General features: G+C 55.2%; 18 protein-coding genes and 1 pseudogene. 14 read left to right on the forward strand and 5 right to left on the reverse strand.

Annotated features, from left to right (window positions below; all coding sequences use genetic code 11):
- The first annotated feature begins 61 nt into the window (after positions 1-61).
- Positions 62-748 (forward strand): lysoplasmalogenase, encoded by a 687-nt coding sequence (locus tag ET464_RS15630; RefSeq protein ID WP_165280026.1) that lies wholly within the window; start codon positions 62-64, stop codon positions 746-748.
- 122 nt (positions 749-870) lie between these two features.
- Here ET464_RS15630 and ET464_RS15635 read toward each other — a convergent pair whose 3' ends face one another.
- Entirely contained in the window at positions 871-2,136 is a 1,266-nt protein-coding gene (locus ET464_RS15635; protein WP_129442435.1) for a beta-ketoacyl-[acyl-carrier-protein] synthase family protein, read from the reverse strand.
- Positions 2,137-2,347: 211 nt separating this feature from the next.
- Here ET464_RS15635 and acpP point away from each other — a divergent pair, with 211 nt between their 5' ends.
- From acpP to ET464_RS15650, 3 genes are read left to right on the forward strand one after another with little or no spacing between them, the layout of a single operon-like run.
- Positions 2,348-2,602, forward strand: a complete 255-nt coding sequence (acpP, locus tag ET464_RS15640) for an acyl carrier protein (protein WP_129442438.1) — start codon at positions 2,348-2,350, stop codon at positions 2,600-2,602.
- Positions 2,603-2,626: 24 nt separating this feature from the next.
- On the forward strand, positions 2,627-4,264 hold the full coding sequence (locus ET464_RS15645; RefSeq protein WP_129442441.1) for a class I adenylate-forming enzyme family protein: 1,638 nt from the start codon (positions 2,627-2,629) through the stop codon (positions 4,262-4,264).
- Between the two features lie 18 nt (positions 4,265-4,282).
- Positions 4,283-4,621, forward strand: coding sequence for a histidine triad nucleotide-binding protein (locus tag ET464_RS15650; RefSeq protein WP_129442445.1), 339 nt, complete (start codon positions 4,283-4,285; stop codon positions 4,619-4,621).
- Positions 4,622-4,655: 34 nt separating this feature from the next.
- On the opposite strand, the gene ET464_RS15655 is transcribed toward ET464_RS15650, so the two are convergent.
- A complete protein-coding gene (locus ET464_RS15655) occupies positions 4,656-5,309 on the reverse strand; it encodes a DUF2306 domain-containing protein (RefSeq protein ID WP_129442448.1) in 654 nt (217 codons plus the stop codon).
- 155 nt (positions 5,310-5,464) lie between these two features.
- On the opposite strand from ET464_RS15655, the pseudogene ET464_RS15660 reads away from it, so the two are divergent.
- The 4 genes and pseudogenes from ET464_RS15660 (at position 5,465) to rlmN (ending at position 10,539) form a co-directional block, all read left to right on the forward strand.
- Positions 5,465-7,290 (forward strand): annotated as a pseudogene (locus ET464_RS15660) (APC family permease).
- 166 nt (positions 7,291-7,456) lie between these two features.
- On the forward strand, positions 7,457-8,743 hold the full coding sequence (locus ET464_RS20620) for a beta strand repeat-containing protein (protein WP_129442451.1): 1,287 nt from the start codon (positions 7,457-7,459) through the stop codon (positions 8,741-8,743).
- Complete coding sequence (locus ET464_RS15670; RefSeq protein WP_244226564.1) at positions 8,737-9,318, forward strand: right-handed parallel beta-helix repeat-containing protein; 582 nt, start codon at positions 8,737-8,739, stop codon at positions 9,316-9,318. Before ET464_RS20620 ends, ET464_RS15670 begins: the two co-directional genes overlap by 7 nt.
- A 138-nt stretch (positions 9,319-9,456) precedes the next feature.
- Positions 9,457-10,539: a dual-specificity RNA methyltransferase RlmN gene (rlmN, locus tag ET464_RS15675; RefSeq protein WP_129442454.1), complete on the forward strand. Its 1,083-nt coding sequence runs from the start codon at positions 9,457-9,459 to the stop codon at positions 10,537-10,539.
- Between the two features lie 126 nt (positions 10,540-10,665).
- Here the strand turns inward: rlmN and ET464_RS15680 are convergent, their stop codons facing one another.
- Together ET464_RS15680 and ET464_RS15685 are read right to left on the reverse strand one after the other, a co-directional pair.
- A complete protein-coding gene (locus tag ET464_RS15680) occupies positions 10,666-11,508 on the reverse strand; it encodes an aldo/keto reductase (RefSeq protein WP_129442456.1) in 843 nt (280 codons plus the stop codon).
- Positions 11,509-11,554: 46 nt separating this feature from the next.
- Positions 11,555-12,790: an MFS transporter gene (locus ET464_RS15685; RefSeq protein ID WP_129444476.1), complete on the reverse strand. Its 1,236-nt coding sequence runs from the start codon at positions 12,788-12,790 to the stop codon at positions 11,555-11,557.
- A 129-nt stretch (positions 12,791-12,919) separates the two neighbouring features.
- On the opposite strand from ET464_RS15685, the gene ET464_RS15690 reads away from it, so the two are divergent.
- The 3 genes from ET464_RS15690 (at position 12,920) to ET464_RS15700 (ending at position 14,515) form a co-directional block, all read left to right on the forward strand.
- Positions 12,920-13,285: a winged helix-turn-helix transcriptional regulator gene (locus ET464_RS15690; protein WP_129442459.1), complete on the forward strand. Its 366-nt coding sequence runs from the start codon at positions 12,920-12,922 to the stop codon at positions 13,283-13,285.
- A gap of 28 nt (positions 13,286-13,313) precedes the next feature.
- Entirely contained in the window at positions 13,314-13,634 is a 321-nt protein-coding gene (locus ET464_RS15695) for an MGMT family protein (protein WP_129442462.1), read from the forward strand.
- Positions 13,635-13,768: 134 nt separating this feature from the next.
- Complete coding sequence (locus tag ET464_RS15700) at positions 13,769-14,515, forward strand: MerR family transcriptional regulator (RefSeq protein WP_129442466.1); 747 nt, start codon at positions 13,769-13,771, stop codon at positions 14,513-14,515.
- Positions 14,516-14,546: 31 nt separating this feature from the next.
- Here the strand turns inward: ET464_RS15700 and ET464_RS15705 are convergent, their stop codons facing one another.
- Complete coding sequence (locus ET464_RS15705; protein ID WP_244226565.1) at positions 14,547-15,797, reverse strand: MFS transporter; 1,251 nt, start codon at positions 15,795-15,797, stop codon at positions 14,547-14,549.
- Between the two features lie 154 nt (positions 15,798-15,951).
- Here ET464_RS15705 and ET464_RS15710 point away from each other — a divergent pair, with 154 nt between their 5' ends.
- The 3 genes from ET464_RS15710 to ET464_RS15720 all read left to right on the forward strand — a co-directional run bounded on the left by ET464_RS15710 (position 15,952) and on the right by ET464_RS15720 (position 18,859).
- Positions 15,952-17,739: an ABC transporter substrate-binding protein gene (locus ET464_RS15710; protein WP_129442468.1), complete on the forward strand. Its 1,788-nt coding sequence runs from the start codon at positions 15,952-15,954 to the stop codon at positions 17,737-17,739.
- A gap of 75 nt (positions 17,740-17,814) precedes the next feature.
- Positions 17,815-18,567, forward strand: coding sequence for a uracil-DNA glycosylase family protein (locus ET464_RS15715; protein ID WP_129442470.1), 753 nt, complete (start codon positions 17,815-17,817; stop codon positions 18,565-18,567).
- A 13-nt stretch (positions 18,568-18,580) separates the two neighbouring features.
- The gene (locus ET464_RS15720; protein ID WP_129442473.1) at positions 18,581-18,859 is read left to right on the forward strand and encodes a hypothetical protein; all 279 of its coding nucleotides are present in this window, start codon (positions 18,581-18,583) and stop codon (positions 18,857-18,859) included.
- The last annotated feature ends 409 nt before the right edge of the window (positions 18,860-19,268 follow it).

Raw genomic sequence — 19,268 nt, forward strand, 5'->3', positions numbered from 1 at the left:
GAGCGGCATTTCGGCGGGAAAAGCGACGGTAAAATAAAAATGTCGGAAGGTTGTGGCATTATTGTTTCGTAAGTGGCTGTTTGCGCTTATTATCGCAACAGGACTAATCCATCTGGTTACCTTATCCGCCGACAGCGAGCCGCTGCATTGGGTGTTTAAGCTGGCACCGATGCTGCTTATTATTGCTTTCGCTGCGGGCAAAAGCGGCGGCAGCCGCTTATATGCAACGCTCATCGTAGCCGGCCTTGTATTCGGCATAGCCGGAGATGCCTGCCTGCTTATGGATGGCGACAGCTGGTTTACGGCGGGGCTTGGCTCCTTCCTGACAGGCCATGTGCTGTATGCGGCGGCTATGCTGCCGCGTCTGAAACGTTCATGGCTGCTGGCGCTGTCGGTTGTGCCGATTGCCGCTTACTCCTCGTGGATGGCAGTCCGGTTTCATGAAAGCCTGATGAACGACAGCACGCAGTCCGGCTTGTGGCTTCCGGTGCTTGTTTACGTTATCGTTTTATCGCTTATGTGCTGGCTGGCGCTGATGACCGGAAACGGTTATGCGGCGGCTGGAGCGGTATTGTTTGTCGCTTCGGACTCGATACTCGCCTGGAACAAGTTTGTACATGCTTTTTCGGCTGCAGGCTTCTGCATTATGCTCACTTACTTCGCAGCCCAGCTGCTCATTGCATGCAGTATCGGCAGCGGAGGCAAACGCCGGCGCACGGCGGCTGGCCGTGCGCAGCTGAGGGGCTGAATGCCCCTGAGGCAGCGCTGCGGCTGAAGGAGTCTGTCCACCGGAGCAGCATCTCAAATAAAGGCGTCCCTTCCACTCCGGGAAGGGACGCCTTTATGTTGTTACAACGATGCGGGCAGCCGTTATTCCGCAAGACCGGCATGCTGCCAGACGAGCACGCCGTTTTGCCCGCCGAAACCAAAGGAATTGCTGAGCGCGCGTTTGATTTGTTGAGCGCGGCCTTTATGGGGAATAATGTCTGCGGGGGCCCATTCTTCCTTATCGTCACAATTGATGGTTGGCGGCAATACGCCGTCGCACAGCGCTTTAATGCAGGCGATGCTTTCGATCGCCCCCGCGGTGCCGAGCAAATGCCCGATCGCCCCTTTAATGGAGCTGACCGGGATGCGGTCCAGATGCTCGCCGAACAAGCTGAGCAGGGCGGCCGACTCGGCGCGGTCGCCCGCCGGCGTTGCCGTGGCGTGGGCGTTGATGTAGTCGATATCCTGCGGTTCAAGCCGGGCGCTCCGCAGCGCCTTCTGCATCGCAAGCTTGGCGCTTTGTCCGGACGGGTCCGGGGATGTTTCGTGATAAGCGTCGTTGGAGGTGCCATAGCCGGCCAGTTCGGCATAAATAACGGCATTGCGGGCTTTGGCGCTTTCCAGCGTCTCCAGTACCACAAACGCAGCCCCTTCGCCCATGACCATACCGGTTCTGCTCTTGTCGAACGGCCGGCTCCATGCCGCATAGTCCGCGCCTTCATGCGCCAGCGCGCCCGCAGAGCGGAGGCTGGACATTATCGGCGGGCTAAACAGGCATTCCGTGCCGCCGGCAAGCACGATATCGGCTTCGCCGAGGCGCAGCCAATAGCCGGCTTCGCCGATGGAGTTGGCCGATGAAGCGCAGGCGGCGGAATAGGTCATGACAGGGCCGTGAATGCCGTATTCCTTCGCAAGCGCAGCCGCTGCCGCGTTCGGCAGCGCTTTGGGCACCAGCCTTGCGCTTACTTTGGATGATTTGCCCGCTGCAAGGCGGGTTGCGCCTTCTTCGACAGTTTGAATTCCGCCCAGCGAATTGCCCACGGCGATGCCGATCCGGTCCGGCGCATAGCGGGCGGTCAGCTCCTCCGCATTGGCGAAACCGGCGTCTTTGAACGCCTCCATTGCGGCAACAAGCGCCATTTGGGCAAAACGGTCGGTTTGCTGAATTTGTTTTGCCGTTAAATGCTGTTCGGGCTGGAAGCCGATTGCTGCGGCTGTTGCGGGAGCCCATTGCTTCAGCAGCTCGTCCTGTGTTTCCGTGACAGCGGATCGGCCGGAAACAATCCCTTCCCAGAAGGGAGCGACGCCCACGCCAAATGGTGTTACAGCTCCCATTCCTGTGACGACGATACGGGTTTGGACAGTCATTGTGTGAAAGATCCTCCTTTGTGAATAGTTTCATCATTCGCGTTTAGAAAACGATTTATAACGGAAAAGGTATTATCGTAATCGGAAATTTAATTGTATAATGAAACTGACAACATGTTATATGCTAACATAATTATATTAGCATGAAAATATACAAGAGCCGGCAAAGCATTGCTTGCGAACCTGATTATAACATTGGAGGTTGGATAAAGTGGGAGGAACAACGGATAAAGGACAGCTGGTGAACAAAGTAAGGGAGCTGGTCCACCAGCAGCTTGGCATTGATCTGTCAGAACTGGCCGACGACAAACATTTTGTCGATGATTACGGCGCGGATTCGCTTGACCTGACGGAACTCGTCATTACGGTAGAAGACGAATTCGGGATTAGCATTCCCGAATCCGAGTTGGGAGATATGAACACGGTCATATCCATCGTTAACTACATTTTGCAGCAACAAAAATAGGACAAGCAGGGGGGAGAACGGGAAATGTTTGAATTTCAAGGAAGAACCTTAACGGAAGAAAGAGCGCAAGCTTATTTGGATCAAGGTGTATGGACCCAGGAATCGTTTGTTGATGTTCTGAAAAACAGCGTTGAACGGTTTCCGGACCTGGTCCACCGGGACGAAGGGCGCAGCTTGACTTCACGCGAGCTGTGGGCGGAGATTGAAGCTTTCGCTGCCGGTCTGTATGAGCTGGGTATCCGCCGCGGCGACCGCGTGGCGCTGCAGCTGCCGAACGTGCTGGATTACATCGTCGCGGTGTTTGGTATCGCGCGGATCGGCGCGGTCAGCGTCTGCCTGCAAATTGACCTTGGGCGGGATGCGATCGTTCGCAGCCTGGAGCAGTCGAAGTCGAAGATTTGGATTGTAGCCGACCATTACCGCGGACAAACGTTATATGATTTGGCGCTGGATGTACGCCGCTCCGTTCCAAGCCTTGAGCATATTATTTTGCGGGGGGATGAAGGGCTGGCGCAGGAAGGCACGATCTCGTTTGAAGCGATGCGCAGCAGCGGCGAGCAGCTGGAACAATCGGTGCTGGAAGCTAACAAAGCGCAGCCGCTGGACGGCTTCCTGATGGTATTTACGTCCGGCACGACAGGCTCGCCGAAAGGCGTGGTCCATCTGCATGCCAGCTATATATGGGCAGCGCGCGCCTACGCCCGAAACTTTGGCTATAAGCCGGGTGATACGGTGCTTGATTTGGCGCCGATCTACCATCAGACCGGCATGCTGGCCGGCGTTCTGATGACCGTGGTGACAGGCGGCCGGATTTTGCTGATCGACCACTTTGCGGCAAGCCGCGTGCTCAGCTGGATTGAGCAGGAGAAGCCCAATTTCCTCGTTGGCGCACCGCCGCATATTATCCACATTGCCAAGTCGCCGAAGCTGAAAGAGACGGATACGTCCAGCATTAAGCTGTTTATTTATGCAGGCGCGCCGGTGCCAAGCACGGTGCTGCAGCAGCTGCAGGCGGACGGCGGCTTTAAAGTCGGCGGCATGTTCGGCTGGACAGAAGGGCTTGTGGTGGTCGCTACCCGCCCTGAAGATTCGCTGGAGGAAATCAGCAGCACGCTTGGCCTGCAAATTCCGGGCCTGGAAGTGATGCTGGTGGACGAAGAAGGCAACGAGCTGACAGAACCGGAAGCCGAAGGCGAGATGTATGCCCGCGGGCCAAACTTCAGCGCAGGTTATTACGAGAATCCGGCTGCGGCCAGCCGCCAATGGGATGCAGACGGGTGGTTCCATTCCGGCGATTTGCTGCGCCGCTATGCCAACGGCCGTTACGCTTTTATCGCCCGCGTAGACGATGTCATTAACCGCGGCGGCACGAAAATCGACCCGAAAGGCGTCGAGGATGTGATTGCCGGACATGAAGCGGTGCAGATGGTCGCCGTAGTTGGCGCGCCGCATGAGACGCTGGGCCAGCAGACGGTTGCATGTATCGTCTTGCAAGAAGGAGCCGCTCCGTTTACACTGGCAGAAATGAGAGATTTTCTGGGCGAACGTGGTCTTGCGAAGTTCCAATTCCCGGATAAGCTTGAATTTATGGAGCAGCTGCCGATGACCCACTCCGGCAAAATCAAGAAAAAAGATTTGCGGGAATGGCTTAGCAGCCGGTAGAACGAAAGGAGAAGGACGATGGACTGTATTTTTTGCAAAATCGTCAGCGGTGAAATTCCGTCCACAAAGGTGTACGAGGACGAGCATGTTGTCTCTTTCAAAGACATCAGCCCCCTTGCTCCCGTACATATTTTGACGATTCCGAAGAAACATATCCCTTCGCTGCTGGGTATTGGGGAAGAAGACAAAGAGCTGATCGGCCATCTGCATCTTGCTTTGCAGAAAGTGGCGAAGCTGACCGGCGTCGATGAGTCGGGTTTCCGTGTCATTACGAACACCGGTGAGCACGGCCAGCAGACGGTACATCATTTGCATTACCATTTGATTGGCGGACGCCAATTGGAGTGGCACGCTTAATCGGTTTGCATTTCTAGAAAAAAAACGCTGCGGCTTATGCCGGAGCGTTTTTTTCTGTCTGTAAATAGCGAATAATAAGCTCGGCGGCAAACAGCAGAACGGCAGCCGCTGCGTAGACGCTTATGGCGTAGCTGTCCTCGTAAGATAACGCCGTTGCCTGCCCCAGCAGCAGTGTAAAGAGATGAATGGCCGCATTGGTGAAGCAGAAGACGAAGCTGCGGATCATCCACCGGCGATGTGCCGCCTGCTGCTGTTTAACGGCTTTGATCAGGGCGGTGACAGTTAAAGCCGGCCATAACACGCTGAGCAAATTAAAGGATATGCTGGCGGGAACGCCGCCGGTAGCATGGGGAGCCATGTAGCCGGAAGTAAGCGAAACAAGCAGCACGGAAGCAAGATAAACAAAGCCGTTCCACTTGTGGAATCTTTGGCTCCTGCGCCGAAGTGCGGCGGAGAAGCCTAACGCGCCGCACACTGCGGCCAGACAGGCAAAGGCGACGTGGACGTTCATGACCGTCAGCCATAACGGAACATGCAGCGGCCGGCCGGACTCCGTTTTATGTTTTTGCTGTAAAAAATGAGTGAGCTGCGGGTCAAATACAAACAGCTTGCACAGTTCGTACCCGATTGCAGCCGCCATACAAACCAGCAGCAACATGTATAGCGGTTTGGATGTTTTGTTGCGCATGCGGGATAACCTCACCTGTTCAGTCCTATCCTTCTATTGTACTAGATAATCACTTTGCATCTATACAAGCGCAATAAAATGTGTATGATGAGAAACAGAATAGCATCAGTATGCTAAAAAATAAACAGAACAGATAACAGATCGGGGTGCGGGAGATGTTTTCTTCCATCAAAAAATGGCTCATTGGCAGGCCGCTGAAATCAGCGGAGCTCGGCGAGCAAAAGCTTAACAAAACGAAGGCGCTGGCGATATTATCGTCTGACGCCTTGTCTTCGGTTGCATACGGACCGGAGCAGATTTTAATCGTATTAATGACAGTGGGTGCCATTGCTTTCTGGTATACCATTCCGATTGGCATCATGGTGCTTATCTTGCTGCTGGCTTTGATTTTATCTTACCGGCAGGTGATTCATGCTTATCCTCAAGGGGCGGCGCTTATGTCGTGTCCAAAGAAAACTTGGGCATCAATGCCGGATTAGTGGCGGGCGGATCTCTGCTGGTCGACTATATCTTGACGGTGGCCGTCAGCATTTCCGCCGGAACGGATGCGATAACATCGGCTTTTCCGGAACTGCATGATTACAACGTGCTGATTAGCTGCGTATTGGTTGTTTTTATTACAATATTGAATTTGCGGGGTTTAACGGAATCGGCCAGCATTTTGGCCTACCCGGTATATTTATTTGTGGTAGCGCTGTTCATTATGATCGGCTATGGCCTGTACCGGATCGCGACCGGACAAATATCGCCCGACCTGCATGCTTCCCTTGGCACGCCGGTAGCGGGCATTTCGCTGTTCATTCTGCTCCGGGCGTTTGCGTCCGGCAGTTCGGCGCTGACCGGCGTGGAGGCCATCTCGAACGCGATTCCGAACTTTAAGGAGCCGGCGCCGCGCAATGCGGCCAAGACGCTTGCCGCAATGGGCTTGCTGCTTGCCGTGCTTTTTGCCGGTATTGTTTACCTGGCTTATTATTACGGCATCGCGCCAAACGAAAAAGAAACCGTCGTTTCGCAAATCGCGTCCATGACTTTCGGGCGCCATGCGATGTATTACTTCATTCAGGCGACAACAGCGCTCATCTTGGTTTTGGCGGCGAATACGGGGTATTCCGCGTTTCCGCTGCTTGCGGTGAATCTGGCCAAAGATAAATATATTGCCCGCATGTTTACGGTCCGCGGCGACCGGCTCGGGTACTCCAACGGCATTCTCTTTTTGGCGATATTGTCCATTATTCTGATTATCGCCTTTGAAGGCAAAACGGAGCAGCTCATCCCGCTGTATGCGGTTGGCGTATTTATCCCGTTTACGCTTGCGCAAACCGGGATGATGGTGAAGTGGTACCGTACCCGGCCGCGCGGCTGGGCTGGAAAGCTGATTATTAACTTTATCGGTGCGCTGATCAGCTTCAGCGTGATGATGATCTTTTTTGCCACGAAGTTTGTGCATGTATGGCCGGTGCTTATTTTCCTGCCGCTGATCGTGTACATGTTCCATAGCATTAAACGCCATTACGATGCAGTAGGCGAACAGCTGCGTGTAGCGAACAGCGAGCCTGCTGTGCCGGTCGAAGGCAATATTATCATCGTTCCGGTAGCCGGGATTACCCATGTTGTGGAGAACTCGCTGAACTATGCGAAGTCCTTAAAGCCGGATCAGATTTACGCGGTATATATTGCTTTCGAGAGGGAAGCGGAGAAGCAGTTTGAGGAAAAATGGTGCAAGTGGCAGCCTGACGTCCGTCTTGTGACGCTCCATTCCCATTATCGAAGCATCGTTCAGCCGCTTATGAAGTTTTTGGATACGGTCCAGCATAAAGCAAGCGAATCGAACTACCGGGTGACTGTCATTATCCCGCAGTTTATTCCGAAAAAAAGCTGGCATAATGTGCTCCATAACCAGTCCAGTTTGTTAATCCGGGCGTTCCTGCTGCGGCATAAAGATATTGTTGTGACGACGGTTCCCTATCATTTGAAAAAATAACCATAACCGTAAAATGCATCTTTTCCGCCAGCAAACTGCCGTTAAAAACGAGCAGGGCGGCAAAGGTGCATTTTTTTATACGGCAGTAAAACTATCGAACTTCCTATTACATCCCATCATATAACTATTAATATCCGCCATTTATAGAAGGGGGCTAAGGGAAGCGATGGTTATGGGACCGACCGGGCCGACAGGGCCAACTGGTCTGACCGGCCTGACCGGTCAAACGGGGTTAACGGGACTAACAGGGCTAACGGGACTAACAGGGCTAACGGGCTTAACCGGTTTGACAGGTGCACAAGGCCCAGCGGGCGTGACGGGTGTAACAGGAGCGGAAGGTCCAACAGGCGCGCCAGGCGTAACGGGCGTAACCGGTGCGCCTGGCGTAACGGGTGCAACGGGCGCCACGGGTGAGACGGGCGTGACAGGCGTCACGGGTGCAACGGGTGCGACAGGCGTAACGGGCGTGACCGGCGCCACGGGTGAGGCGGGCGTGACAGGCGTAACGGGTGCGACAGGCGTAACGGGCGTGACCGGCGCCACGGGTGAGACGGGCGTGACAGGCGTCACGGGTGCGACAGGCGTAACGGGTGCAACGGGCGCCACGGGTGAGACGGGCGTGACAGGCGTCACGGGTGCAACGGGTGCGACAGGCGTAACGGGCGTGACCGGCGCCACGGGTGAGGCGGGCGTGACAGGCGTAACGGGCGTGACCGGCGCCACGGGTGAGACGGGCGTGACCGGCGTAACGGGTGCGACAGGCGTAACGGGTGCAACGGGCGCCACGGGTGAGACGGGCGTGACAGGCGTAACGGGCGTGACCGGCGCCACGGGTGAGACGGGCGTAACGGGTGCAACGGGTGCGACAGGCGTAACGGGCGTAACAGGCGCAGTTGGTCTTACGGGAGCAACAGGTATAACGGGGGCGCCGGGACCGGGTGGCGGCGAGACAGGATCAACCGGCGCCACGGGCGCAACCGGTCCGACAGGCGTAACCGGTGATACGGGAGCCGTTGGCGCAACCGGAGCAACCGGTGCCACGGGGCCAACTGGCCCGCCCGACGGCCCGACAGGCGCAACGGGCGTAACAGGCGCGACGGGCGCAACCGGCCCAACCGGCGCGACCGGTATAACGGGAGCGACGGGTGTAACAGGAGCCACAGGCGCAACCGGTGCGATAGGCGCCACAGGAGCGACGGGGTTAACGGGCGTAACCGGGGCAACCGGCGCCACGGGTATCACGGGAGCGACCGGCGCGACCGGCATCACAGGAGCAACGGGCCTGACCGGCGTAACTGGAGCAACCGGGCCGACGGGTACGTTTGAGCCTAACCCGTTTAATGTATATGTGCAGGCTGGCGCCGTTGGGGCAACGGTACACAAGCGAATCCTTTTGGCACGATTCAGCAAGGGGTTACAGCAGTATCTCCGACCGGCATCGTCAACGTGCTGAGCGGAACATATCCGATTACTGCGTCCATTGCCATCAACAAAGCCGGCGTACGAATACAGGGAACGCCAAATGCGGTTATTATGCTGCAGGCGGCTGTTATTCCTTTTCTGGTAACCGGCAGCGGCGTGACCATCGACGGCTTGACTATTACAAGCAACAACCCTTATGCAGTGGAGTTCATTCAATTTGCCGGAGCAAACCACCGGCTTACTAATAATGTTATTTTTGGCCCGCCGCAAGCTGGACCGTCGACGGGATGGGTTGTAAACCGTGGGTTTTTAACGCAAGGCAGCGTTACGAATTTGATCGTACGCGGCAATATTTTCTATTCGCTTCGCCAGCCGGCATATTTGAACCCGAACTCTACCGGTACCATTATGAACAATGTCGCCTATAACAGCCGCGGTTATGTTGTTGACAGGGCTATCTTCGTCTTCTCCGGCAATTCATGGGGAATCCCGGAAAATGCAACAGACATCGCCTTGCTGGTCGGAACGGTTACCGGGCCTCCTTACGACCCGTTAACCGAACTGTCCGCGAACAACAACCAGGCCGCTATCGAAGATAACAGGTAACGGCGTCCGGCATAATCCCGTCTGATGCGCTGCCCTCTTGTTTAAATGAAATAATTCTGGGAAAATAATAAACAAACTGCCGGCTTTGCGATCATGCTGTGCCGGTATGGACCTGGAAGCTTTGAAAAGAGGGTAACGATGATAAAAGATTCGATATATGGTTTAACATTCGAGCAGCTGACGGATTGGCTGCAGGAGCACGGGCATAAAAAGTTCCGCGCCACGCAAGTATGGGATTATTTGTACCGGAAGCGGGTCCGTTCTTTTGCCGACATGACGGATGTCAACAAAGAGTGCCTGCAGCTGCTGGACAATCACTTTGCCATGGTGACGATGGAAGAGCATACGCGCCAGGAGTCGTCCGACGGGACCAACAAGTTCCTGTTCCGCCTGCATGACGGCAACTTGATTGAAACGGTGCTGATGCGGCATAAATACGGCTTGTCGGTTTGCGTGACGACGCAGGTGGGCTGCAACATCGGCTGCAGCTTTTGTGCCAGCGGACTGCTGGCCAAAAGCCGGGATTTGACAAGCGGCGAAATTGTGGAGCAAATTATGAAAGTACAGCTGCATCTCGACAGCAAAGGGCTGGACGAGAAGGTCAGCCATATCGTCGTGATGGGCATCGGTGAGCCGTTCGACAACTTTACGAACCTGATTGATTTCCTGCGTATTGTCATTGATCATAAAGGGCTGGCGATCGGCTCCCGCCGCATTACCGTTTCCACCAGCGGCCTCGCGAAAAAAATCGTTGAATTTGCCGATACCGACCTGCAGGTCAATCTGGCGATTTCGCTGCATGCGCCTAATAATGAGCTTCGCACACGCATTATGAAAATTAACAAGGCGATTCCAATCGAGAAGCTGATGGAAGCCATCGACTATTATTTGGATAAAACAAAGCGGAGAATTACGCTGGAATATATTTTGCTGCGAGATGTAAACGACCAGCCGGAGCATGCACTGGAGCTGGCCCGCCTTGTCGGGGACAGAAGGCAGCTGGCCAACGTCAATCTCATTCCTTACAATCCGGTTGACGAGCACAGCCAATATCAGCGCAGCTCCAAAGAAACGATTACCGCTTTTTACGATACGCTGAAAAAACAGGGCATCAGCTGCAGCGTCCGGCTGGAGCACGGCACGGACATCGACGCGGCTTGCGGCCAGCTGCGCAGCAAGCAGCTTCGCAAGCAGGACGGCGCGGATATCGCCGCCGTGTAAAACCGCTGTGCCGGGATTAACCGGCAACAGCCCTAAAAGTTATGCCGGCTGGCCCGGCATGAACACATGACAAAAACGCATCCCCTCGTCTGTTGTGAGAGGATGCGTTTTTTGCTTACATAGCAATTAAAAGTCGAAATTGTCCGGATCCGGGCCAACCCGCAGGTCCTGGTTCAAGCTGTCGATTTGGGCCATTTCTTCCGGTGTCAGTTCGAAGTCAAACACGGAGCCGTTTTCGATAATGCGCGCTTCGCGGATCGACTTCGGAATCGTCACGACACCGTGCTGCAAATCCCAGCGGATAATGACTTGCGCAATGGATTTGCCATGCTTGTCCGCAATTGCCTGCAGTTCAGGCTGGCCAAGCAGCTGGCCTTGCATAAGCGGCGACCAGGCTTCCAGCTGAATGCCCTGCGCTTTGCAATAATCGCGCAGTTGTTGCTGAGTAAGCCGAGGATGGAATTCGACCTGGTTGACCATCGGTTTCACTTCGGCATCTTTCAATACATCTTCCAAATGATGAACCTGGAAGTTACTGACGCCGATCGCTTTGACACGGCCGTCGCGGTACAATTTCTCGAGCGCTCTCCATGCATCTTTATATTTGCCTTGCACCGGCCAGTGGATCAGATACAGATCCAGGTAGTCGAGGCCAAGCCGTTCCAGGCTGGCGTCATAAGCGGCAAGCGTTGCTTCGTAGCCAAGGTCGGCGTTCCATACCTTCGACGTAATAAACAAATCTTCGCGTTTCAAGCCGCTTTCCGCAAGCGCTTCGCGGATGCCTTGGCCGACGCTCGTTTCATTCTGATAAATCGCAGCTGTATCGATGCTGCGGTAGCCGTGGCGGACAGCTGCTTTTAATGCATTGACCAGATCTTGGCCTTCTTCTACCTGGAATACGCCGATGCCGAGCCATGGCATTTGGACTCCGTTGCTTAAAACAGTTGTGTCTTGAATGTGTTTAGTCATACTATAACTCCTCCTAAAATGAATATCCCTTTATGAGCAATGCCGGTTATGCCGGCTGGCGTCCTTCGGAACCGCTGTGAGAGCCGGAGCGCCCGGACGGCGAAGCTGCTTTGCGTTCTGCTGTGCGGCTGATGCCGGTCAAGATGACGGCAGCAGCAACCATAATGGCTCCGACCCATGCGGTATGAACCAGTCCCATATGGTCGGTGACGATCCCCCCGATATAAGCGCCAAGCGCAATGCCGGCATTAAATGCCGCAATATTGACGGCCGACGCAACATCAACTGCTTTAGGAGCGTAACGCTCCGCCAGCACAACGACATAAACTTGCAGGCCCGGCACGTTCATGAAGGCGAGCAGCCCCATGAAGAATACAGTGGCGAGCCCCGCGACCTTAAACGGCGCGGTAAACGAAAGAACCAGCAAAATAACCGCCTGGACGATAAACATATAGAACAGCGCCCGCAGCGGATTGCGGTTGGCCAGCTTGCCGCCGACTACGTTGCCGACCGCAATGGCTACCCCGTACAGCAGAAGCAAAGCGGCGACCACTTTTTCCGAATAGCCGGTTACTTCATGCAAAAGCGGGGACAAGTAAGTGAAAACGACGAAGGTTCCGCCGTAGCCCAGCGCCGTAATGGCGAACATGAGCAGCAGCCTTCCGTTTTTGACCAGCTTCACCTGCTCGCTCAACGGCGTTTTGGCGCCTTTGCGAAGACTGGACGGGACAAGCAGCAGATTGGAAATTAAAGCCAAGACGCCAACGGCGACAATAGCCCAGAAAGCAACCCGCCACCCCCATTGCTGGCCGAGATATGTGCCCAGCGGCACACCCGTTACTGTAGCGACGGTGAGGCCTGAGAACATAATGGAAATGGCGCTTGCCCTGCGGTCTTCCGATACGAGATCGGCGGCAATGGTAGAACCGATCGACATAAAGATGCCGTGGGCGAACGCGGCCAGCACTCTGGCGGCGAGCAGCATGCCGATTCCGGAAGCCGTCGCGGCCAGCGTATTGCCGGCAATAAAAATAATCATAATCCACAGCAGCAGCGATTTGCGTGATACGTTCGACGTCAGGGAAGTTAGAACCGGGGCTCCAACTGTAACGCCAAGGGCGTACACGGTAACGGTTAATCCGGCTGTGGTCACGGATATATGCAAATCATCAGAAATTAAGGGCAGCAGCCCGACACTGATGAATTCTGTCGTACCAATGGCAAAGGCGCTGATAGCTAAGGCTAGAAGCGCCCAGGTGCTTTTCTTTTTATCCAGCGTCATCATTTTCCACTCCTAAAGCATGGTATTACCGGCCGGTAGATGCTAGTATGAAGGATGTCGGTCAGAATGAACAGTACGTACTTTGAGGTACCATAGGTACTAAAAAGTGCCTATAGGAGGTGAAGGGCGTTGACCCAAAAGAAATACAACATATCGGTAGAAGCGACACTGGAGGTCATCGGCGGCAAATGGAAATGCGTCATCCTGTGCCATCTGACGCACGGCACGCACCGGACAAGCGATCTTAAACGTAAGATGCCCCATATTACGCAAAAGATGCTGACCCAGCAGCTGCGCGAGCTGGAGGATGACGGGATTGTCAGAAGAATCGTATACAATCAGGTTCCGCCAAAGGTGGAGTATGAGCTGACGGAATACGGCTGGAGCTTGAAGCCGATATTGGACTCCTTATGCGCATGGGGAGAAGTTCATATTTTGAAGGAGCATGACGAGCTGGCAAGTGTCCTTGAAGACAACGGGCTGAACAAGCTGTAAGGAATCGGCCGAGAAGGAGGAACAAGGGATGCAGCCTTTTACAGAGCGGGTTATTGCGGTAATCCGCAGCATTCCCGAAGGGAAAGTGATGACCTACGGGCAGGTTGCGGCAGCAGCCGGAAGCCCGCGGGGAGCAAGGCAGGTGGTCCGCATCTTGCATGCCATGAGCGCTGCCCATAAGCTGCCATGGCATCGCGTTGTGAATGCCAAAGGCCATATTGCCGTGATGGACGACGAGTCGCGCATGCTGCAGATGTTGTACTTGAACGGTGAAGGCGTTGAAGTAAGCGATGGCGGCAGCATTGACCTGGAGACGTACCGGCATAAGCCGGCAGCGGAAGAGCTATAGCCCCGGCAGCGGGCGTGTCGACTGTGCCGGAGCGGGCCTAGGAAATGACGGATTATTTCTTCAACGAGGCTGATACAATGTTGACTCTTACGTTTCGTGATCCTTTACAGTAGTGGATGAAAGGGGGAGATGAGATGGCGATGAAAGTGAAAGAAGTGGCGGAGCTGGCCGGAATCAGCGTTCGTACGCTGCACCATTATGATGCGATTGGGCTGCTGGTGCCGGACGAAGTTACGGAGGCAGGGTACCGGCTTTATTCGGAACGCAATTTAGAGCTGCTGCAGCAAATATTGTTTTTTAAGGCGCTGGATTTTCCGCTGAAGCAAATTAAAGAAATCGTCAGCCACCCCTCTTTCGACCGGCAGGAGGCGCTTCAGCTGCACCGCAGCATATTGCTGGAGAAGCGGAACCGACTCGACCGGATGCTGGCCGTCATTGATAAAACGATGAAACAGGCGAAAGGGGAACTCGAAATGACACAGGAAGAAAAATTCGCAGGCTTTGACTTCAGCCGCAGCCCGTATGAGCAGGAGGCGCGCCGGCGCTGGGGAGATGAAGCGGTTGAACGCTCGAAAGCGAAGCTCGGCAGCCTAACGAAAGAGGAACAATCCCGCCTTAGCGAAGGCGCAGGCGAGATTTTCACGAGGCTGGCCGCACTCCGGGGAGGAGCGCCCGATGCGCCGGAAGCGCAAGCGGCAATTCACGAATGGTATTTGTTCATCAGCAAATTTGGCGTTTATCCGCCGGAAGCGGTCAGAGGGCTTGGCCAGATGTATGTGGATGATGTCCGGTTTACGCAAAATATCGACAAGCACGGCGAAGGCCTTGCCGCATTCATGCGCGACGCCATGGCTGTTTATGCCGGCCGGATGCAGCCGTAGCTTTGGCTGTGGACCTCCCAAGCTTCTATCTCTATCGCGCTGCGCGCCATAAGGCGCTGAAGCGGCAGCCCGCAAATACGAGCGTATTGATAGCCGCTGCCGCGATAAATACAAGGGACGGCTCCGCCAGCTGGGAGATCCAGCCGGCACCGTATATGGCCAGCGGCATGGCGAGCTTGAACAAGGAGCCGGTAATGCCGCTGATGCGGCCGATCAGCCGGTGCGGAGTAGATTCCTGGCGGAATGTCCAGATGGATACGTTGCTGATCATCTCAAACAGCCCGTTTATAAACAGGCTGCAGCCTAACATAAAGCCGGAGCGGGAGAACGCCATCAGCCCATAAGAGGCGGCGACCAGCAGCGCCGAAACCGTCACAAGCATGCCGACGCGGAACCTGCTTCTGAGGCGGCTGACCAGCAGGCTTCCGAGCAGCCCGCCGGCTCCCGCCGCTGCCATCGCGATGCCAAGCGAGGCGTTGTTCAGCTGGAGCGAGTCTTTGGCGTAAAAGACGACCGTCGTGTCGGCCATGCCGGAAGCCGCGTTTAAGAATAGGACCGCTATCGTCATTTGCCATAATACGCGGTTGCTCCAAAGCTCGATCCAGCCTTCCTTCAGTTCCCGCCAAAATCCGTCCTGCCTCCGGCGGGACGGATTTTGTTCTTCTGAACGCAAAAACAGCAGCAGCACAAACGATAATGTGAGTAAACCCGCTGTTATGACCAGCGCGTCCTCCATCCGGGGCAGCATAAGCAATAAGCCGGTCAGCACAGGGCCGGCAATTCCGGCCAGCGTCGACACAAAATTAAACGAGGCGTTAGCGGGCAGCAGCAGCTCTTCCGGCAAGGCGTGCTTGACCATCCCGACCCGGGCGTTGTTTGCGGCATATCCGAACAGCATCAGCAAAAAACCGCCGGCGTACAGTGCCGGCATCGGCGGATGCCCTCCGGCTATGCAAGCGTACAATGCGCACAGGACCGCTGCCTGGAGAGCGGTCATCCACAAAGACCATATTTTTTTGCGCACGCGGTCAACGATTACCCCGATAAACATGGCGAACAGCAAATTGGGCAAAAACTCAATGCCGCGCATCGCGGCCATGTTGACGGAAGAATGGGTCAGGCTATAAAGGATAAGCGGCAAAGCCAACTCGTAAATTTTGCTGCCGAATGCAAGAATGCCCCCGGTTGCCAGCAGGATCAGAAATCCGGAATGCCTCCAAAGCGGCTGCTCCGTCGCAGCCGCCGCCGGCATGGGCGTGCCGGGCTTAATTGCAGTTTTCATAGCTGTCTCCTCTTTCCGAATCAGGGATGATGCCATTATAATTTTGTAAAAGAAGAACAAAAAGAGAAAGAATACAGCGGCTGCATTTCGCCTTTTCAGGAGAAGCGGCAGGCTAGCCGGCTTACCGGTTTGCGCAAAGAAGGTGGAGAATTGCATGAAAGCTATTGCCTATTATGAAAGGCTGCTTAATCATTATGCTGAAATGCCGGACAACGAGCCTTTTGACGCGCCGATTGAGGCTGTTGCCGGCGTGCTGGCATGTACGCGCAGAAATGCGCAGCTGGTGCTCAGACGGCTTGCGGATGAAGGCTATATCCGCTGGCTGCCCGGGCGGGGGCGCGGCCGCCAGTCCCGGCTTGTGCTGCTGCTGACCCGGCGGGAGCTTGCCCTCCGCAAAGCGCGCCTCCTTGTGGAACGGGAGCATATCCAGGAAGCTTGGCAGTTGATCAGCGCCTTGCAGGAAGAGGCGGGTATTGCCGGAGATGAAGCGGCCGCATGGGTGAGCGGACAGTTTGGCTTAAAGCGGAGCCAAGAGGAACGGGATGTGCTGCGTTTCCCCTTTTACCGCCCGGTGCCGCTGCTCGACCCTGCTTATGTGACGCGCCGGACAGAAGCCCATTGGCTTAAGCAGATCATGAACACGCTTGTTGATTACTCGCGAAAAGATAAAGCCGTTATGCCGCAGCTGGCGCATCATTGGGAGGCGGATGCTTCCTTTCAGGAATGGACGTTTTTTCTGCGCAAAGGCGTTTACTTTCACGACGGCCGATTGTTCACCCCTGATGATGTGGTTTATACCTTTGAGCGGGTGCTTCAGCACTCGCCTTCCGACTGGATGAAACAGCTGATTAAAGATGTACAGCCAGCAGGCAAGCATCGCATTAAGTTCCAGCTCGCCGAGCCTGCGGCTGCATTTCCTAATCTGCTGTGCACGGAAAGGTTTTCGATTGTGCCGCAGGGGTGGGACGGCCGGGAAGCGGGCATGCCGGTAGGTACCGGGCCGTTTCGCATCGTCAAAAACAATGAGTCTATGCTTGCGCTGGAAGCGCACGAGCGTTATTTTGAAGGGCGCCCGCATCTGGACCGCATTGAGATGTGGGTTTGGCCGGATTATGAAGGACAGCCGGCGCCGGACGATATGCGCGGGAATGCGCATCTGCTGTATTCGGAAGGACAGCTCAATCGGGGCGCCAGCGCAGGCGCGGTGCTTCAACAGCTGGAGCAGGGAGCGACCTATCTCTCGTTTAATTTGGCCAAGCCGGGTCCGCTTCAGGACAGGAAGCTCCGTTTCGCTTTCCATTACGGGCTTGACCGGTTCCGTATGGTCGAGGAGCTGCAAGGCATCCGCGTTCTGCCGGCCTGCGGTTTCGTCCCGGAAAGTGAACGGGCCAGCGCGGCTTACGCCGCCAGTTTCAATCCGGACAAAGCGATGGCGCTGGTTAAGCAATCTGCTTATGCGGGCGAGCAGCTCCAGTTGTATACTTACTCGATGCGCAGCAATGAGGAGAACGCCGCTTGGCTGCAAGCCGAATGCGCCAAGCTTGGCATACGGCTGCAGGTCGTTGTGCTGCCGATCGAGCAGCTGGCCGACCCGGCGGTCATCGCCCGGGCGGATCTGATCGTAGCCGGCGAAGTGCTGGGCGAGCAGCCGGATATTACGTTAATCGAAATGTATCGCTCCGGCTGCGGCTACATTGCAAACCACCTTGATCCGCAGCATAAAGCTGCGGCTGAAGCGCAAATTGCGGCCTGTCTGCGCCAGCCGGACGATAAGGCGCGCCTTGCCCTTCTGCAGGAGCTGGAGGAGCAGCTGAAGCGCGATTGCTGCTTGCTGTTTCTCCACCATCATATGAATATTGTCGGCCATGACCGAACGCTTGGCGGTATTTCGATTAACGCGTGGGGCAAAATTAATTACAAGGACGTATGGATTCACGGATAAAACGGCTGCAGCGGGTTTGGGGCTAAGCATCTGGGCACACGAATCGCAGAGCAAACGGGCGGAGAGGTGAGGCTTATGTTCCGGCAAAGCAATTGGGAGCGGTATAAGCCTGCAATGCTGGGTTTGCCGGCCAATCGGGAGCTGACCAGGGAAGATCTGATGGCCGAACCGTATTTGATGGGGCGGCACGGCAAGCTGAGCATGTATTTTGCACCGCATAACGAGCTGGTGAACGAGCATGCCGAGCTTGTCATTGTTGGCATTACGCCGGGCTGGACGCAGATGCGAATCGCCTTTGAAACGGCGGTGCAAAGGTTCCGGCGCGGCGAAAGCGATGAACAGATTGCCGCAGCAGCCAAACATCAGGCCCGGTTTGCGGGGGCAATGAGACGGAATTTATATGCAATGCTGCACGAATTGGGCATTCCCGGCTTATTTGGGCTGGCCGATCCGGAGCAGCTGTTTGAAGCGCATGCGGAGCTGCTTCATACCACATCGCTGCTGCGGTATCCGGTATTTTACGGCGGACGCAATTATTCGGGTTCTCAGCCGAAGCTGACGAACGAATCATGGCTGCTGGATGCAGCCTTCCGCTACACATTGGAGGATCTGCAAGCGCTGAAGCAGCCGCTTATTATCCCGCTGGGGAAGAGGGTCGAATCGGTGCTTGAGCTGTTTATCCAGCATGGAGTCATAAACGCCGGCCAGCTGCTGAAGGGATTTCCCCATCCGTCCGGAGCAAATGGACACCGGCAGCGGCAGTTCGGCGAGCAGGCGGAACGGATGCGCCGCATTATGCTACAATGGCATGTAAACAGAGCCAGATAGGAGATGCAAGAGCATGAGCGAGGAATGGAACGAGCAGGAACTGATGGATTATATTAAGAAGGAGACGGAGCTGGCGGAAGCTGCCATTCGTCTTGTGCTGAAACATGAGCAGGCTTTCATGGGCAAGGCGAAGGAAAATGCCCACGGTGAAGTGGAGATCGACAGCGATGAGCTGGTTGATTATATTATGAGCCGTTCTGATGTCAAGCTGAATGAGCTGGAAGTGGAATCGGTATTGGATGCGGAAATGGACTTTTTTATGGACAAAGGCATGGCCGGTTACATCGACTAGGTCATGAAGGCGGCGGCTTTCGGCGGCCGGGTCTTTGCTGGCTGCAGCGGAGACCCGGCCGTTTTTATTGCTGGCTTTTTATAAGTTTGGATATTTATGGAATATGGGATGCAACTGTGAGGAAGAGAAGGTCATCCAATCAGGAAAATAAATGTAAATTTTATCCATCATTATTTGGATGAAAATGACAAAAGGAAAATTGCTCCCTCACTTCTTTCAACGGTATAATGCGGGTTCACGGGCCAAAAATCGACCTCATATTACCAAAAATCCAAAAATTCCATGTTTCTCTGCTCCATTACTTGTCGGAGCGGCTGTTATTTTAGCGGTCTTTAGCGTGCTGAGTTCGCTTGGGCCGGCGCTGCAGCGGCGAGCGGGCAAGAGGGCGGAGGGCGAGCGGTGCGCGGGC

The organism is Paenibacillus protaetiae, assembly GCF_004135365.1.
GTDB lineage: Bacteria > Bacillota > Bacilli > Paenibacillales > Paenibacillaceae > Paenibacillus_AP > Paenibacillus_AP protaetiae.

Coding starts and splice junctions, on each gene's coding strand:
- ET464_RS15650 (WP_129442445.1), top strand. CDS start 4,283: ATGGACTGTATTTTTTGCAAAATCGTCAGCGGTGAAATTCCGTCCACA.
- rlmN (WP_129442454.1), top strand. CDS start 9,457: ATGATAAAAGATTCGATATATGGTTTAACATTCGAGCAGCTGACGGAT.
- ET464_RS20620 (WP_129442451.1), top strand. CDS start 7,457: ATGGTTATGGGACCGACCGGGCCGACAGGGCCAACTGGTCTGACCGGC.
- ET464_RS15715 (WP_129442470.1), top strand. CDS start 17,815: ATGTTCCGGCAAAGCAATTGGGAGCGGTATAAGCCTGCAATGCTGGGT.
- ET464_RS15720 (WP_129442473.1), top strand. CDS start 18,581: ATGAGCGAGGAATGGAACGAGCAGGAACTGATGGATTATATTAAGAAG.
- ET464_RS15695 (WP_129442462.1), top strand. CDS start 13,314: ATGCAGCCTTTTACAGAGCGGGTTATTGCGGTAATCCGCAGCATTCCC.
- ET464_RS15655 (WP_129442448.1), bottom strand. CDS start 5,309: ATGCGCAACAAAACATCCAAACCGCTATACATGTTGCTGCTGGTTTGT.
- ET464_RS15645 (WP_129442441.1), top strand. CDS start 2,627: ATGTTTGAATTTCAAGGAAGAACCTTAACGGAAGAAAGAGCGCAAGCT.
- ET464_RS15680 (WP_129442456.1), bottom strand. CDS start 11,508: ATGACTAAACACATTCAAGACACAACTGTTTTAAGCAACGGAGTCCAA.
- ET464_RS15635 (WP_129442435.1), bottom strand. CDS start 2,136: ATGACTGTCCAAACCCGTATCGTCGTCACAGGAATGGGAGCTGTAACA.
- ET464_RS15710 (WP_129442468.1), top strand. CDS start 15,952: ATGAAAGCTATTGCCTATTATGAAAGGCTGCTTAATCATTATGCTGAA.
- ET464_RS15700 (WP_129442466.1), top strand. CDS start 13,769: ATGGCGATGAAAGTGAAAGAAGTGGCGGAGCTGGCCGGAATCAGCGTT.
- ET464_RS15705 (WP_244226565.1), bottom strand. CDS start 15,797: ATGAAAACTGCAATTAAGCCCGGCACGCCCATGCCGGCGGCGGCTGCG.
- ET464_RS15685 (WP_129444476.1), bottom strand. CDS start 12,790: ATGACGCTGGATAAAAAGAAAAGCACCTGGGCGCTTCTAGCCTTAGCT.